Here is an 18,077-nt window from a genome sequence, read left to right on the forward strand (position 1 = left end):
CCTCAATCATGATAAAGCACGTCCTCTCTTCTTCTTCCTATACTTGTAGTACGATGTTGTCATAATAATCGCCCCTGCAATTAGGAATCCGAATATACCCAACGCCCCTGTGTGAGGGAATGTCGCCTTATGGTTTTCCACTTGTATTGGATCTTTGCTTACATAATCGATGTAAGTTCCATTACCTTCTGACATGTTGTTAATGTCAAGCTTGTAACTTACTTTGTCAATTGAAGTAGTAAATGCTCTTGAGTACACTTCTGGTTTTAAGTCTACTGCTTTAGTCTTATCAGTTATTGTACCAGTGATTTCTACTACCAATCCCTTTTCTGTAACTAAGTTGCTTATTGTTGGAGATGGTTTTGTATAATCATTAGCATTATACAAACTTGGAATACTGTATATAAGTGGATTTGTATTATATCCTTGATTTCTTGGATTAACTTCTTTAAAGTCAGTATCCTTCAAATCAGCAACAGTTTTACCCTTTTCAAGAGTTGCCACTTTTATTGTTCTGTAGTTATCACTTACATTCCAATTATTAACATCAAGTTGTAGCAATGTGTCATGCTCATCAAATGTCCATTGAGTGTGACCTGGATTTATTACAAGTCTTTGCTTGAATGTTCCCTTGTCCTTATCCACTTCACGGATTTCACTTGTTATCATGCTATTTGCACCCTTAGTCAAGCTTGCCTTTAATGGATCTTTTTCAAGAATTTGAACCTTGCCGTCTTTTACTACAAATTCTTTGACGTAGTCTCTTGGTGTTATATAACCTGATGGAGCTTTTGTTTCTTTAAGAGCGTAGTAGCCATTTTCATAGAAGGTAAACTCAATTTTACCATCTTTACCTGTAGTAAAATTATCTACATTAGTATATCCTGTTGGAGCAGTTTCTCCATCTTTAAGAACAAGTCTTTCTGTCTTTCCACCACTTGTTTTTTCGTAAAGTTTAAGAGCTGTAGTTGAATACTTTTCTTCACCCTTATCCTTTTTATACCAAACTTCAAATTTTGCACCTGCAAGTTTTTTATCTTTGTTACTAGCATCAACTTTTTTGAAGCTTATCTTTTGTTCCTTCTTATTTTCTATATAAATAGGAACTATACCATCCTCTTCTGTATCTTTTTCTTCGTCAGGTTTATCTCCAATAGTCTTTCTTATAATCTTGCCGTTACTATTTACTACAAACTCGTAGGCAGGATTTGCTAGGATGTTGTATCCATCTGGTGCAGATGTTTCTTCTAGCTCATAGAATCCTGGTTTTAGTTTAGTATATTCAAACTTACCATCTTCGCCAGATGTTTTTACTAAATCATTGTTATTTTCATCCTTAACATATGACCATTGATCTACAGCTTTTTCTTTGTATTTTAATTTAAACTTAGCATTTGCTAGAGCCTTACCATCCTGGTCAACTTTCTTAAACAAGATTTTGTTTTCTGGGTTGACTGCTACTATTTCTGGTTTAACACTACCACTTGCCTCATTTACAAAGTGATGGATTGAGTCATGTCTTTCAGCGTAGGTTGGTGTGGAATTATTATTAAATTTAAGGAGTGTTCCGTGTGCTGTATACTCAGACTTATCATCTCCAGCTACCCTTCCAGTTACTTTTATGATATAAGAATGGGTGTTGTTGATTCCATTATCGAATTTAACATTTGTATAGTATCCTTTTTCTAAGGTACGGAAAGATTTCACTGTGTCAAAAGGTGTTAGGTTAGAACTATTTTCATTTACAGCAAATGATTCTGGCATATCTCTAGATACATCAGAGTTATTTTTTAGATAGCTTACAGACATATTGAAGTTTTCTATATTTTGCTCTGATTCATATCTTAACTGAACAGGACCATCTGTATTTTCTTTTAGTCTATTGACATAATAGTAATGTAAGAACTCGCCTGTTTCTGGATTGTATTTTACTATCTTTGAAACAAGGTTAATCCTGTTTCCATAGGCATCTATCTCGTGACCATAGTCAAGATCATAGATTACTTTCATATCCTTATATTGACTAGTATCCTTTCCAATAGCAAATCCAACTTTTTGTTTAATAAACAGTCCGTCTGTTTGCCTTACCTTATATAGATCAATGAAGGAAGTTAGTTTGTTTGAGAATTCTACTAGAGAGTAGGTTTTTGCATAGTCTGTGAATGTATAGGTTATAGTTCTCTTTGCTCTGTCATAATCAGCCTTAGCAATAGTACCAATTCCAGCTGCAATGATATCTAAGTTTTCAATTTCACTCTCAGAGATTCCATTTAGATCTGTCACATCACTCATATTGAGTACGAAATAATCCCCTGGGTTTACCTTTACGCTAGAATCAACAGAGTACTTGTTGGTAAATTCCATACTTTCACCAAAGTGTGGATGAATATTATCTCTATCTTCACTGGTCTTTTTATCTGGGTTTAGAACTTTCATACTAGATGCTAACTTTATATTACTTGATAAATCACGTCCATTTCTTTCAATAGGACCTGCGTATGGATCAAGTCCTTCACCACCTACTGTAAAGTTCCATACTTGGTTAGTATTTACATATCCATCTGGTGACTTAATCTCTTCTAGTCTGTAGTTACCAATTGGTAATTTATCGAAAAGTATTGTACCATCTTCTCCAACAGTTTTATCAGTTACTGAGCCATTTGTTAAGTTAGTTAGCTTAAACTTAGCACTAGCTAAAAGATTGCTTACTTTGATAACATCACCATTTTGATCGACCTTTGTAACAGTCATTTCTCCTTCACCTGGTTTTTCGTTAATAATCTTACCCATGTTTTTGGCTGTAGCACTTGTTACAAAGTCTATAAGTTTACCGTCTTTTGCAGAAGTTTTGTTTTCTGGAACATATTGATAAACTCCATTTGCATTGTCATATTCTAGGGAGATATATCCACTAGATGCAGGGATGATTTTGATTTGTTTTACTGGATATTCATTTTGGTAAGATGTGCCATCTTCTTTAAATTGTTCCTTACCTACTACTATCATATCTTTTAGTAAAACTTCTTTACCTGTGTCTGGGTTAACAATTTTACTTGTTTCTATGTCTATATCTTTTGAAACTACATTCTTGATATCAAGCTTCTTAGTAGTATCTTTAGGATCTACCATTTTAAGGTCAGATAGTTTGTAAGTTTTTCCCTTACTTTCGAATCTAACATTTATAGTTTTAATATCAACTGTATCACCTGTTTCTGGATCTACTACATCTCCTGAATTTGTATTAACAGTTTTGATTGTGAAATATAGTAGTGGATCTGTGATTGGCTTGTATCCTTTTGGAGCCTTAACTTCCTTTAGTCTATAACGACCTGGCTCTAAGTTTCTAAAACCAAAATATCCGTTAAAGGCTGACCCTACATATGAACCTTCTACATCTACATAAGTGTTGGCAATTTCTTTTTCAAGTTTAAATATAGCGCCTTCAAGTCTGTTTGTTGTTACTTTTTCGCTATCAACTTTATCTTTTGGATTATCACGACCGTGTTTAGAAAATGTTACATTGTATCTTTCTTCTTCATTTACAACACTCATTCCATCTTGTGGAACTTCTGTGTAGTTTGTAGATGAATAAAGTGTATGAAGATCTATACTTGTTGAAACTCTTGTTCTATCATTTTCATTTAATGGAGGATAGATTCGTCCACCAGTTTTACCTAATTGTCCAGTTGGTGATTTTTCAAATTTTGTTAATCCAAGGGCTAAGTTACCAGCTTGGTAAGAGCCTTTGTCAACTTTTTTAAATATTATATTTCCTTGATTATCTCTACCAACTGCTTGTTGGAATTCTCTCGCTCCATCATAGAAGTCAAAATTGAGTTCAAGTTTTTTCAAATCTGCTTCTGGAATAGTATTTTTATTATCTTGTTTACTATCATATCCTGTTAAAATAGCATCATCATAGAAACCTTCAACGTCAATATAATATACTCCGCCTTTATCTAGGTTCATTATATCTTCATCAAATCCCCAATCAAATGGTCTCCATCTTGCAGTATTAAGCATTGTTACATCATTTTTAGATAAGTCATAATTGTTTAATACTGTATCAGCAAAGTTGTCATCTTTTGGAGCACCTGTAATCTTGTAGGTTGATCTGTAAGCAGTTTTTACACCTTCTACATCTATAGTTGGTGCATTTCCTGGCCCACGGTCAGTTTCTTCTCTTTTGTGTTTTGGATTAATTTGAATATTAATCTTATCACTTGCCCCTCTATATCCTCTTGTATCAATGTATATTCTTTGGATATAAGTCTTAGACTGAGTATTTATATAAGTTATTTTAGACTTATACTTAATACCATTATCTGCAGTTTTTACTGCTTCGCTATCATAAGACTTCTTATTTCTTAGATAATCATATGAAGTATGTTCTGCTGATTTATATTTTGCTTTTAGTTGACCAGCATTTTCATATACTTCTATATCAAAAGGAGCTTGTGGCTTTTTGTAACCTAATGGTGACTGTGTTTCTGTTAGTCTATAGAAACCAACTGGTAAACTTACAGGATTACCTTCCTTATCTTTTAGTTTTACATTACCGTTAGAATCTGATGTTCCGAAAAGTTTTTCGAAATTTTTATATTTTATTTTATAAGTTTTATCAGTATATCTTTCTAATTCAAACTCTGCCTTTTCAAGTCTTCTATCATAGTTATCTCTTTTTATAATCCTAAGATCAAGACCTGTTTGCTTGTTGGTAATTTGTGCAGCACCACCAGTAATTTCTTTCCAACCTTCTTTAGGATCTGGAGTGTCATCAATTTTATTGAACGTTGCAGAAACAGTTACAGGGCCTGCTGGCATTTTGAATGAGTAAGTTCCATCAGCGCTTGCTGTTAATGATTGTCCATTCATTGTTACACTTCCGATTTCAAAACCTTCGTTTTGTGTAACAGTTAAGTTAATTGGTGTTCCTTCTGTTGCAGAATCTTTATCAGCAGAAATACTTCCACCTTCTTGTGGATTATTAACTGTAATAGTATAAGTGTCAGCTTGAGGTTTTATAAAGTAGACACTAACTGTTACATGTGCTTCTGGCATTGTAAATGTGTAGGTATTGTCTTTTACTTTAGTAGTTCCTACTTCTCCTTTGGTACTATTTACTTCTAGTTTATTTAGTACATAATCTGCTGTCTTAGGACTTAATGTTAGTGTAACTTTGTCTCCAGCTTTCAAATTTTGATTTGGTTCTGCAGTAACAGTGCCATTTTCTTGTACATTAGGAGTTACTGTATAAGTTTTTTCTTCTATCTTTTCAAATTCTGCATTAACACTTACATTACCTGCTGGCATAGTAAATTGATTATTGTTTACTGGAACAATATTTCCCTTGTCATCAGTAACTGTTAAAGATTTTAACTTATATCCATTTTGTGTTTGTGGACTTATATTTAATGTTACATTTTCATTAGTTTTAGCATTTGCTGGTCCACTTACATTTCCGCCTATTGGTTTGTTATAAGTGATCTTATAAGTTTCTGCTTCAAATGTTGCATTAATTGTGACATCACTATCTGGCATTGTAAAAGTATTACCATTTCTAATTGAAACGTCTCTGCCATTTTTATTATTAGTAACTGTTACATCTCCTACTAATTTATATCCTGGGTTTGGTTTAGCTGTGAAAGTTACAGGTTGTCCATTACGTTGATAGTTTAGTGGGTCTGTAATAATAGTTCCGTTTTGAGCATTTTGATAAATTGTATATGCATCAAACTTTTTAGCTTTAAGTTTACCACAATCTATGTTATATACTTTTAAACTGTCTATAATATTACCAACTTGGCCTGATCTTAAGTCAGGTTTCATCTTAACCTTAAATTCCATGCTAGCAGTATCACCTTTGTTGATACTTATAGCTCCGTCTCTTACACCAATTGTCTTAGTGTTTGGATCATATCTAGTATGCCACCTACTTGGATTGTTCGGAATTTGACCTTTGTCATTTGAATTTTTCTTCCAAGTAATTGTTGAGTTAGGAACAAATGTTACATCATCATGAAGTTGCAAATCGAATGATACGTCTGAGTAATCTTTATTAGCATTACCATTTACATCAATTCTAACTAAAAACTCATCATTTCCTAGATATTTTGCATCAGTGGATACTTTTACAAATCTCTTTTGTACATCAGAAATTGTACCTAAAATTTCATAAGTTACTGCGTTTCCAGCTCTCAACGCCGCTTCTACCATTTCTGGGCCAAATTCTAATCCAGTATTCACTCCGTATAATGATGTGGAGTTTCGTGCTAGATACTGTATTATTTTATTGGCTGATGAGCTAGGAGCTGCTTGTACTACTGACAGATGTGCATTTGTTACAGTTGCCGGTGGTTGAGTATTATTGTCTTTGATATAAACTCTTCCATCAGATGTAATTCTTACTGTCCAAGTTGTATTTGCCTTTTCATAACCTTGGGCTGGTTTAAACTCTTCTAGTTTGTAAGTTCCTGGTTTTAAACCGTTGAATGATAGCATTCCGTTTTTGTCTGTAGTTTCATATCTTTCATCTTCAAGAGGATCTGGTCCTATTAATTTGAATACTGCACCTGGAACTGCTGTTTTAGGTTCGCCTTCTTTAACTTCTTTTACTTTTTCAATCTTAAAGCCATAAGTTTTGATGTCGTTTGTTACATCAAGTGATCCTTCTCCTACGTAAGATCCTATAATAGAACCTTCTTCTCTTGTTGTTGGATCACTTTCTACAATATCAGAAACTCTTTCATAGTAGTCAGACTTCCAGTAAGTTTGTCCACCCTCATACCAGTCCATTCCAGTACCAACTCCACCATTTATATCTTTGTATGGTATTTTGACATCTATTACTATTGGCTTAGTAGTAGCTGGAAGTTCTAGTTTTAATCTACTTTCTCCATAGTGAGATTTATCTACTGATTTTGTAACACTATTTGTAATATCTGTTTCATTAAAGTCCGCAAGTCTTAGGTCAGATACAAATCCTGTGACTTTACCGTCAGTATTTCCGCCCTCTTTTGGATCAAGGGTAAATACTTTGTATTCTTCATTGTTATACCAATCCATATTTGGATATTCTGGTTTTTCTCTATGAATTATCGCTGTAGTATCACCGATTTTTCTTGCTTCTGGGTTTATTACATATCTTTGGATAACATAATTTTTATCTTTATTTATAGCGACAATTCTGGTACCCATGTATCTTGCTTCATTTGAGTTTGCAGTCCATCCTGTAAGTCTATTGTCATATCTTGACCAGCCTGTTGTTGGTCTTTCCTTTACATTAACCCAATGAGTTCCTTTTTCGCCAAGGATTGATTTTATAACATTAGTATCTGATTTTGAGTAGGTATAGATTTTGGTTTTACCATTTTCTACTCTTAGAACCCATTTCTTGTTAAGTGGATTATAGCCTGCTGGTGGCTTTATTTCTTCAAGGATATAATTCTTGCCTTCTTTTAGAGTAGCATCGAATTCTGCGATACCATTTTGTCCTGATGTAGCTTCATATGAGAATTTTGAATCGTCTGGATCTGTAATTTTGAATTTTGCTCCAGGAAGTGGCTGTCCATCGCCATCTTTTTTGTAAACTCTAAACTTTTCTCCAACTGGCTTGTTTGTTACTGGAATATTTATAGTATCTTTTCCAGTGTATTCTTCCCCTCCACCTATGATTGATGTTGAAGTGATTTTTACATTTCCATCACTGTAAACAGTAACATTCCATTCTTTAGTAGATTTAATATATCCATTTGGTTCTCTATACTCTCTTAAAGTATATTTGCCAGGAGCAAGATTATTAAAGCTAACCTCTCCGTTTTGACCTGATGTTCTAAAAATTTTGTTTCCATCAGAATCTATTAAAATGAAAGTTGCTCCTTTAAGTTTTTCATTTTGATTTGCTTCATTTAGCTTAGTTATCTTGAAGCTTGCAGGTTGGTATTTTTTATTTATGATACCAACTACTTCTTTAGTAAATGAAGGTAGTTGTTCACCTGTTTGGTCTGCCTTAGAATAGTTATCATTAGGGCCTGTTACAAAGGATGAGTTTAGTGAATTGGCTCTATTTCCATTTTTTTCTTCACCATTTGCCATGTAAAAGGCTCTCCAGTGAGTGTTAAACTCATTTATATCTCTAATCCTAAATGTTTGTTCTATTAAATAAGCATCTTTTGTAGGATTTATCTTTGGTACAGATATAGTTAGAGGAGAATTTTTTGTATCAAATAATTCTCCTTGGCTTGTTAACTTGCTTGGATCGTAAGTTAAATTAAATCCACCCTGTGACCTATTATAAGCTTTGGTGTGATCAATTTCTGCATGATATACAAGACTATAAATGTCTGGGTTTTGTTCAGGTCTTACCCCCATTGACAAAGGCATATAGTCATTTATTGGAGGGTTGTAGTCAGGATGAGCATTATATTTGTTAAGTGGTGGAATGGTTGTTTCATAGATTTTAACATCATCTAAATAATAAGGAGATTCGTATTGACCTTGCCAAGTTTCCTGCTTGGCACCTTGGTAGTTCGCAAATTTCCAGTTAAACCAAATTTTGTTAGCATCACCAGTTTTATAATCTCCTAATGGGTTGTAGTATCCAATCGCTGTTACATACCAGTTTCCATCATCTGCCTTATAAACATCTCTAAAGTAGTAAGCTTGACTTGGGAACTTACCCTTAGTGGTATGGGAATCATAACCACCGTAGTCAGCATGGACTTTTATATTTTGTACTCGGTTACCTATAATTGTTCCTGATTGGTTAGGAGCAACTACATTGGTGAAATTCCAATCTCCAGAGTGTGTCGCATAAAACTTAGATGGAATCATTCCCTTAAGATCTAGACTAAATGTTGTTTCACCATTGCTTAATGAGTTTTCATTAAAGACATAAGTCAATAGGTTAGTCTTATAATTAAAGTGTGGTTCTGCTATCATCTTTCCTTTAAAATATAGGTTTGGGAAAGTCTTGAAATATTGAGTAAAGTCTAGGTTAGGGTCAAATTGGATTTCAAATCTAGAGCCTGGAGCTGCATTATTAATTTTAACGTCCAAGTGATATTTTAAGGATTCTAGTCTATATGCTTCCCAAATTCCTCTAAAGTAACCGCTACCTTCATCATCGTTAATTTGCATATTTTGATTAACATAGGTAACAACAGCTTTGTCTGTCCCTTGACCACCTTTTTCTCTTTCTATATAGTAATCAACTCCTGCTGTTGGTGATGCAGATGAGTTATTAAACTTAGCATCGTAAGAAACTTGTCCATCTTCACTTACAGTTACTTTAAAATATACGTTAGATTTTTCGTATCCTTCTGGAGCTTTCACTTCTTCTAGGTAGTAGGTTCCTGTCGGATATTTTCCAAAGTTTACCTTACCATCTTCTGTTGCTATTTTATTAGCAATTATTTCTCCGTTTTCATTTTTAAGGACAAATTCCGCTCCACCTAATCTATCTTTCTTTCCATTAGTAGAAGTGTTCGCAAATTTAGCAATTTCTATTTCACTTTTTTGAAGTTCGTCGTTTGAAATTGTTATTGTTGGATGTCCATTTTCATTAGAATTTTTGCTTAAATTTACATTTGCTCTAATTTTAGATTGATTAGCTGGGGTATCTTTTGCAAGCCAATCATAAGATAAAACTGTACTATCTTTATCTCCTATATTAGCACTTACTTCAACTAAGAAACCCCAATTGTCACCAAATCTTCCTTGAGGGAAGGTTATTTGATAGCCTGTATTTCCTGATAGAGGATTTTTTGTATTTGCTTTTCCTTCAATCGCTCCGTTATTGTTCGCTTCCCCTAGAGTAATTTGACCTAGACTAGATAGTTTTTGATCAACGCTTTGATTATTCATAGAGGCAAAAATATCTGGTCTTTTAGAAGGACTTACATCATATACCTTAATATCTGAATTTTGTAAGTTAACTCCAGGTATTGATATATTAAATGTTGTGTCCTTATCAGTTCTTCCGCCTACTCTTTGGTCATATGGTTTTAGATATACATAGAATTTTAAATTTCCATTTTTATCAACTTTGCCATAGTGTTGAGTATTCATGAAGTCTTTCCAGTTTGGAAAGTCAGAATGTTCTAATATATCTGTTTTACCAGAACCAGAAGAAAATTGAGCATTTTTACCTGCTACAGATACTTTTCCATCATCTGAAATTGTGATAGTTTTTTCTTCTTGGTCAAGCTTGTAGCCTGTTGGTGCTTTTGTTTCTTTTAGAGTATATGTGCCTGGTTTGATATTATTAAAAGTAGCTTCACCATTAGAATCTGTTGTTATTCCTATTCCTGCACCTAGTAGGTAGAAGTTTGCTCCTGGGATTCTTTTTTCATGATTATTTGCATCTACTTTTATTACAGTAAATGTTGCAGGTATTTTGTCATTTTTTTCTACCAAGGCATTTACAATTTGGTGAGATTTTGAATCTACATCATAGTAGTTTGCATTTTCTTTAAATGTATATTTTTTATCAGCTACTGAAATAACATCAGTTGGTAGAACTTGAGATATTTCATGATCTATCATTGAAGATTTGCCATCACGTCCTATATTCCAAAATCTTACATTTTGAATTGTAACTAGTCTTTGATGACCGTTTTCTTCATTTAAATCTATTCCACCTAACTCACTATCCTTATTATCTTTAACTGTTAATCTTTGAGCTGGCATTTTTTCATAGCCTTCAGCTAGTGACCAGTGTTGGTCAACTATTATATCTTTATATTTAGAAATTGTAACTCCACCAACACTGTAATCAGTTGGATCATTTGGTGTGTTTAACTTTGTATCAAACTTATATACTCCAATATTTCCTACTGCTTGTGTGCCAGTTGGGTCAGTTTCTTTTACTGGTACATTTTGTATGTCAGTTTCTTTATTTTTAACTTCCATCTGACCATTTGTGGTATTTATTCCATAAACTGCTCTTTTGCCAGAATTTAGAGTTTGGTTTTTAAGACTTCTTGTTTCTAGTGGAAGTCCATTATTAGTATCTCCTGTAGAAACCGCATCTGTTATAGTCCATTCTCCTTTAGTTTCTGATTTGAACTCACCTTTTATAGTAGTTCTATTATTCATACTGGTACGGTTAGGAGAATTTTCTTCTATTTTTTCTTGAGGATATCCTTCTTTTAATATATGTCTTAGAGCACCAACCTTATTATTTTTATTTGTAAGGATAGTTGATACATCTATCATATAAGAAGCTTGTTTATTTGTTCTTGGAGTGTAGAAGGTATAAACAAGTGTTTGACCACTTTCACTTTCACTTAGGTCATGGTGTTTTGAATCTGTTATTCCAAGTTTTCCTTCTAGTTGATCTTTTAGCTTTACAGATTTTCCGTTTATTTTTACATCTTGAATTTCTCCAAGTCCAGAACCTTCTACTGTAGTTAGGTTCAGTTTGTAGCCTAATTCTTTTAGGTCTACTGTTGAGTTGACTCTTATTGTCCAATTGATTCCACTAAGTTCGTTGCCATCTACGGCTGGATTCCCTAAGATATCCATGTTTACCTTGTAGTCCTCATCATCTTCACCAATTATTTGGACTACATCATCTCCACCTTCTTCTATGATAGTTCCAGCTGGATTGCCGTTTTTATCGATTTTTTCTGCAGGTAGGGCTTTTGGATTTGTAACTCCTAGACCTGATATTCTATTTACTACAGTAAAGCTTTCTCCAGCTTTTATGTTTGCTGTGTTATAATCAACATCTATATTTAATGGTACTTGTAAGTTTTCATTGATTTCACTTACAATTTTATACTTTATTGTGTTAGTATCTTTGTCGTATTTTGGTTCAGCTATTTTAGTATTACCATTATAGATTGGCTTTAATTCGCTTGGGTTCTTAACTGTTAACTTGTCATCTAAGTGGATATTGAAAAATTGGTCTGTCTTAATAGGTCCAACTCTTGTTGACGTATCGAACCTAGTCCTGATTGTAAATTTTTTATTTTCCAAGCCTTGATCTGAATTAGCAAGAAGCATTTGTGGGTTGAAGTTCTTGTCGGCATCTCTTTCGATAAGTGCTTTGATTGCGTCTGCGTTATCATCCATTAGCTTTGCTTGTTCTTGTTGTGTTAGGTGATATTTTGCTTCAAAGCTTGTTAATAATGCTTGAACTTCTTTTAATCCGTTTGCTTTTACTGATAGGATTGCTTTTAGTTCACGGTCTGCTTTTTGAAGATTTGTAAGTCCGAAGAATTCTTTGATGCCTTCCAATAATCCTTTTGTTTCTTTGCTGACTTCTTTTTTGTCAGTTGTCTTGTTATTGTCTTCTTTATTATTAGCATCTTTTTTATCTTCTGATTTTTTTATTTCTTCTTTTTTATCTTTTAATGCTTTGTCAAATTCTTCTGCTTTTTGTTTTCTTTCTTCTGGTGTTGCAGGTTCTGATTTTACTTCTTGTTTTGTTTCCTTCTTCTTTATAATAGGTTCTTCTTCTTGGTTTTCTTCTGTGTCTTGTACTAGTCCAAGAAGTTTTTTGTTTTCAAGGTCTTTCTTTACCTTTTCTTCTGCTTGCTTTTTGGCTTCTGCCTCAGTTTGTTCTTTTGCAAGTTGTTCTTGTTTTGCTTTTTCTTCGGCAGCTATTTTTTCTGCTTCTGCCTTTGCTTTGGCATCAGCTTCTGCTTTTGCCTTTGCATCTGCTTCGGCTTTTTCTTTGGCTTCTTTTTCTGCCTTTGCTTTTTCTTCAGCTGTTTTTTGTTCTTGTGCTTTTTTGTCTTGTTCTGCTTTTATTTTGTCAGCTTCTTCTTTTGCTTTGACATCAGCCTTTGCCTTTTCTTCCGCTTCTTTTTTAGCTTTTTCGTCGGCTTCTTTTTTAGCTTTTTCGTCAGCTTCTTTTTTAGCCTTTGCATCTGCTTCCGTCTTCGCTTTGGCGTCTGCCTCTGATTTGGCTTTGGCAACTTCTTTTTTGTGTTCTATTGATGATGTAACTTCAGCTGGTAATTGTTCTGTTTGATATGTGCTGTAAGTTTTATCATCTAATATAGCCGCAAATAAGTCTGCGTTTTGTTTTACTTCAAGTGGATTGTTTTCATCCTTATTAAGAGATATTGTTGTAAGTTTGCTGTCAACAGCTTTGTCAACTTTGAAGTCGAAGATGTAAGTACGGTTGTGTTTGTCGCCTTCTGGTACTTCGCCATCTTGTTGCAGTCTACGTTCTTCTGATGTTTTAAGTCTGTTTTCTTCTGATAACTTTTCGTTTTCTGGAAGTTTGTTGAACAATCCTTCTTTGTCAAAATCAAATTCTGGAACAACTTTTAGGCTGTATACTTTGTAGTCGTCTCCAAAGGCTTCCTTATCGGCTTGAGGTACGTAGTTGTTGTGGATTCTGTATTTATCCCCTTCTTGTACTACGGATACATCTAAGCTCAATCCTTGATCTTTGAGTAATTTATCAACTCTGTCGAATTCTTTGTGAGCATCTTCTATCGTTTCAAATGTCCTCTCGTCATAAAGACTAAAATCCTTTCTAACTAACAGTTTGATGTTAGAATTGATGTTAGTGGCGTTTAATACAAACTTGACGTTCGTACCGGTGTCCAGATTCTTGTCATCAATTACTGTAGCGAGGTTCAATGAAAAGTTCGCATAAGTATCCTGTTTCAAGGTCTCGAGCTTTTGTATTACGTATCTCTTGTCGAGCTCTTCCTCCTTAGCAAATGATGTTATGGCTGGTGTTATAGTCTGAATTACCATCAGCATCACCATGACTAACGCTGTTAGCCTATCTAATATTTTCTTCATTTTAACCTCCCAATTTACTTGCTTTTTATTTCAAATGTTAGTAATTTGATATTTATTATATTAATTTTATCCTCTACTGCTTTACATGCATTTAGATTAAAAAACCACAAACTTTCAGTTAGTTAATGCATATCGTTTGCATTTATCTGCTTAACATAAAGAAAGAATCAGCCCAACATGTCTGATGAATAATGTTGCCTGACTCACTTAGTTCAAAATAAAATGCATTGCTTTTTATATCCATTATAATTACGTTTACGTGAGTTTATATGTAATATATATTTGCATGTACTATTTATGGGTAAATACTATCATACTATATAGGAAATGTCAATTTACTTGATTTGTTCAAATTTTTTTAAAGTGATTTTATTGTTATAGTTCAAAAATTGATTTATAATTTTAACTATTTATTTTATTACATGACATTATTTGTTGTTTATTTGTCTTTTTATTCTCTTGTTAAATATTATATACTGCGTTTCATGAAATATTTTGTGTATATTCAGTTTATCGGAACATTTTTGTTCATATTTTATTTTTATTTTTAGTATAATGTAGCGTAAATTTTTTTTGGATTTTTTTATATTTTTTTTGGAAATTTATCAGATAGTATTGAAATACCAACGTTATCAAAAGTAACATTTTGACATTTTAGCTTGAAATGTGTGAAAAATATGTGGAAAATTTAAAAAATTTTAATTTTTTGAAAAAATATTTAAAAGACGAAAAGAAACAAGAGATTGTTTGATCAAATTTTGTGGTGTGAATGTATACTGTGAGCAAATTTAAAATAAAAAAAGACTACAGATTCGCAATTGAATCTATAGTCTTGGCGAACGATAGAGGATTCGAACCCCCGACCTTCTGGTCCGTAGCCAGACGCTCTATCCAGCTGAGCTAATCGTTCACATACAACAAAACAGATGTATGCACATCTGTTGTTGTCTGGAGCGGAAGACGAGACTCGAACTCGCGACCCTCGCCTTGGCAAGGCGATGCTCTACCACTGAGCCACTTCCGCATGAATTCTTTTGGTGGAGGAGGGTGGATTTGAACCACCGAAACATAAAGTAACGGATTTACAGTCCGTCCCCTTTGGCCACTCGGGAACTCCTCCTTAATCCTTTTTTAAAAGGATTTGGAGCTGGTGGGAGGACTTGAACCCCTAACCTACTGATTACAAGTCAGTTGCTCTACCAATTGAGCTACACCAGCATACTTGGCGACCCGGAACGGACTTGAACCGTCGACCTCCAGCGTGACAGGCTGGCATTCTAACCAACTGAACTACCGGGCCTTGTGTTAGAATTTGTGTTTAAAAATATATGGTGGGCGATACAGGGCTCGAACCTGTGACCCCCTGCTTGTAAGGCAGATGCTCTCCCAGCTGAGCTAATCGCCCATATATCTGGTGACCCTACCGGGATTCGAACCCGGGATACCGCCGTGAAAGGGCGATGTCTTAACCGCTTGACCATAGGGCCTAATTATTCAAGTTTATTATATTATATTAAATTGTGAAAGTATGTTGCAGCTTCGCTGCAAATGTCTTGGTCGCTACATAACGAAATCGAAGATTTCTATTGCGCGACATTTGACCTACCAACAAATTACTTCGTAATTTGGATTAGGATCAAGGGTCAGCTTCAGCACGAAATCAAAGATTTCTATTTCGTGACATTTGACCTACCTGCAAATTACTTCGTAATTTGGGTTAGGATCAAGAACCGCTGTGACCATAGACTTAATGCCAAGGGTAATTTAATTTTCAAATACCACATAGCTGAATAAAAAATTGGTAGCGGAGAAGGGAATCGAACCCCTGACACCACGGGTATGAACCGTGTGCTCTAGCCATCTGAGCTACTCCGCCATATTAAAAAATTAGTTGCTATGTATGGTTGCGGGAGCAGGATTTGAACCTACGACCTCCGGGTTATGAGCCCGACGAGCTACCAAACTGCTCTATCCCGCGTTATTGGTGCCGAGGATCGGAATCGAACCGATACGGTGTTTTACCACCGCAGGATTTTAAGTCCTGTGCGTCTGCCAGTTCCGCCACCCCGGCATTTGGCTCCCAGGGTGGGACTCGAACCCACAGCCTATCGGTTAACAGCCGAGTGCTCCACCATTGAGCTACCTAGGAATATGTTAACAAAAGATCCCTTGATTTATGAATTTAATGTTTTCACTCGCTCAGCCTCACTTCAAAAATCTTCTTTTTAATAAATATTATGGAAGATTTTATCGTTCGAAGCGTCGCTCGTAAAATACATTAAATTCTTCAAGGTCTCTTTAAGTGGTTTGCGCACCACTTGTTTGTTTGGCGACTACCTACTCTCCCACGACGTTTCCATCGTAGTACCATCGGCGTTAAGAGGCTTAACTTCTGTGTTCGGCATGGGTACAGGTGTATCCCTCTTGCTCTTATCACCATACTTGTATTTACTTTTACATTTCAATCAATAACAGTATATATTTCCAGTCAAGTTTTCGATTTATTAGTATCAGTTAGCTTTGATATTACTATCTTTACACCTCTGACCTATCTATCTTGTTTTCTTCAAGTAATCTCATAGAAATCTTATCTTGAGGTTGGTTTCGTGCTTAGATGCCTTCAGCACTTATCCTTCCCAGACGTAGCTACCGAGCTGTGCACTTGGCAGTACAACTCGTACACCAGCGGTCTGTCCATCCCGGTCCTCTCGTACTAAGGACAGATCCTCTCAAATTTCTCACGCCCACGGTGGATAGGGACCGAACTGTCTCACGACGTTCTGAACCCAGCTCGCGTGCCTCTTTAATGGGCGAACAGCCCAACCCTTGGAACCTACTCCAGCTCCAGGATGAGACGAGCCGACATCGAGGTGCCAAACCTCCCCGTCGATGTGGACTCGTTGGGGGAGATAAGCCTGTTATCCCCGGGGTAGCTTTTATCCGTTGAGCGATGGCCCTTCCACTCGGTACCACCGGATCACTAAGTCCGACTTTCGTCTCTGCTCGACCTGTATGTCTCGCAGTTAAGCTCGCTTTTGCCTTTGTACTCTTTGAATGATTTCCAACCATTCTGAGCGAACCTTTGAACGCCTCCGTTACTTTTTTGGAGGCGACCGCCCCAGTCAAACTGCCCGACTGACAGTGTCCTATTACCAGTTTCATGGTAACTAGTTAGAACTTTAGAATTAAAAGGGTGGTATCCCAACAGTGACTCTGCAAACTCTGGCGAGCTTGCTTCTTCGTCTCCCACCTATCCTGTACATTTAATCCCAAAATTCAATGTCAACCTGCAGTAAAGCTCCACGGGGTCTTTCCGTCCTACCGTGGGTAAGTCGCATCTTCACGACTACTACAATTTCACCGGATCCTTTGTTGAGACAGCGCCCAAATCGTTACACCTTTCGTGCGGGTCGGAACTTACCCGACAAGGAATTTCGCTACCTTAGGACCGTTATAGTTACGGCCGCCGTTTACTGGGGCTTAAGTTCGTTGCTTCGATTGCTCTAACAAGTCCCCTTGACCTTCCAGCACCGGGCAGGTGTCAGCACCTATACTTCATCTTTCGATTTAGCAGATACTTGTGTTTTTGGTAAACAGTCGCTTGGGCCTATTCTCTGCGACCTAATTTCTTAGGCATCCCTTCTCGCTAACTTACGGGATTATTTGCCGAGTTCCTTAACAAAGGTTCTTCCGCGCGTCTTAGAATTCTCTTCTTGCCTACCTGTGTCGGTTTTGCGGTACGGGTACAAGATTATTCGATAGCACCTTTTCTTGGCAGTTTGAATCTGTCGCTTCGCATCTTTCTGCTCCCCATGATAACTTACGTTGACGAATATACGGATTTGCCTGTATATTCTGGCTTGTTACTTGGACGTGCTCTACCATTCACACGCTCGACTTTTCCTTCTGCGTCAGTACTTCTCTCAATCACAATCTTGTAGTACAGGAATTTCTACCTGTTGTCCATCGACTACGCCTTTCGGCCTCGCCTTAGGTCCCGACTTACCCTGAGAGGACGAGCCTTGCTCAGGAATCCTTGGGCTTTCGACGGGGATGATTCTCACATCCCTTTTCGCTACTCATGCCAGCATTCTCACTTGTATATAATCCACAATTGCTTACGCTTTTTGCTTCAATTCATATACAACGCTCCTCTACCGATAGAAAAGCTATTATGCCAGTTGTATGTTGTTAAGTGTTTTTGAAATTGTATCGTTTAATAGTTTTATTTAATGTCTTTCTCTCTTACTTTACTAGTTGATATATTTCCTAATCACTTTTACTTCATACTTCTCGCATAATTGCTT

General features: G+C 35.7%; 1 protein-coding gene, 11 tRNA genes and 2 rRNA genes (1 of these 14 cut by a window edge). All 14 read right to left on the reverse strand.

Annotation, left to right across the window (positions count from 1 at the left end; all coding sequences use genetic code 11):
• Window positions 1-6 precede the first annotated feature (6 nt).
• Window positions 7-13,770 carry a SpaA isopeptide-forming pilin-related protein gene (locus tag HMPREF0391_RS01125; protein WP_002834989.1) on the reverse strand — a complete coding sequence of 4,588 codons (13,764 nt, stop codon included), beginning with the start codon at window positions 13,768-13,770 and terminating at the stop codon, window positions 7-9.
• 833 nt (window positions 13,771-14,603) lie between these two features.
• Window positions 14,604-14,680, reverse strand: a tRNA-Arg gene (locus HMPREF0391_RS01130).
• A gap of 39 nt (window positions 14,681-14,719) precedes the next feature.
• Window positions 14,720-14,794, reverse strand: a tRNA-Gly gene (locus HMPREF0391_RS01135).
• A gap of 11 nt (window positions 14,795-14,805) precedes the next feature.
• A tRNA-Tyr gene (locus tag HMPREF0391_RS01140) sits at window positions 14,806-14,890 on the reverse strand.
• Between the two features lie 22 nt (window positions 14,891-14,912).
• Window positions 14,913-14,988 (reverse strand) — tRNA-Thr (locus HMPREF0391_RS01145).
• A gap of 5 nt (window positions 14,989-14,993) precedes the next feature.
• Window positions 14,994-15,070: transfer RNA gene (locus HMPREF0391_RS01150), tRNA-Asp, on the reverse strand.
• Between the two features lie 29 nt (window positions 15,071-15,099).
• Window positions 15,100-15,175: transfer RNA gene (locus HMPREF0391_RS01155), tRNA-Val, on the reverse strand.
• A gap of 7 nt (window positions 15,176-15,182) precedes the next feature.
• Window positions 15,183-15,257, reverse strand: a tRNA-Glu gene (locus HMPREF0391_RS01160).
• Window positions 15,258-15,569: 312 nt separating this feature from the next.
• Window positions 15,570-15,646, reverse strand: a tRNA-Met gene (locus tag HMPREF0391_RS01165).
• A gap of 25 nt (window positions 15,647-15,671) precedes the next feature.
• A tRNA-Met gene (locus HMPREF0391_RS01170) sits at window positions 15,672-15,748 on the reverse strand.
• A gap of 4 nt (window positions 15,749-15,752) precedes the next feature.
• Window positions 15,753-15,841 (reverse strand) — tRNA-Leu (locus HMPREF0391_RS01175).
• A 3-nt stretch (window positions 15,842-15,844) separates the two neighbouring features.
• Window positions 15,845-15,919: transfer RNA gene (locus tag HMPREF0391_RS01180), tRNA-Asn, on the reverse strand.
• A gap of 175 nt (window positions 15,920-16,094) precedes the next feature.
• A 5S ribosomal RNA gene (gene rrf, locus HMPREF0391_RS01185) occupies window positions 16,095-16,211 on the reverse strand.
• A gap of 43 nt (window positions 16,212-16,254) precedes the next feature.
• Window positions 16,255-18,077, reverse strand: a 23S ribosomal RNA gene (locus HMPREF0391_RS01190); it runs 1,161 nt beyond the window's last position.

The organism is Finegoldia magna ATCC 53516, assembly GCF_000159695.1.
In the GTDB taxonomy this organism is placed as follows: domain Bacteria; phylum Bacillota; class Clostridia; order Tissierellales; family Peptoniphilaceae; genus Finegoldia; species Finegoldia magna_F.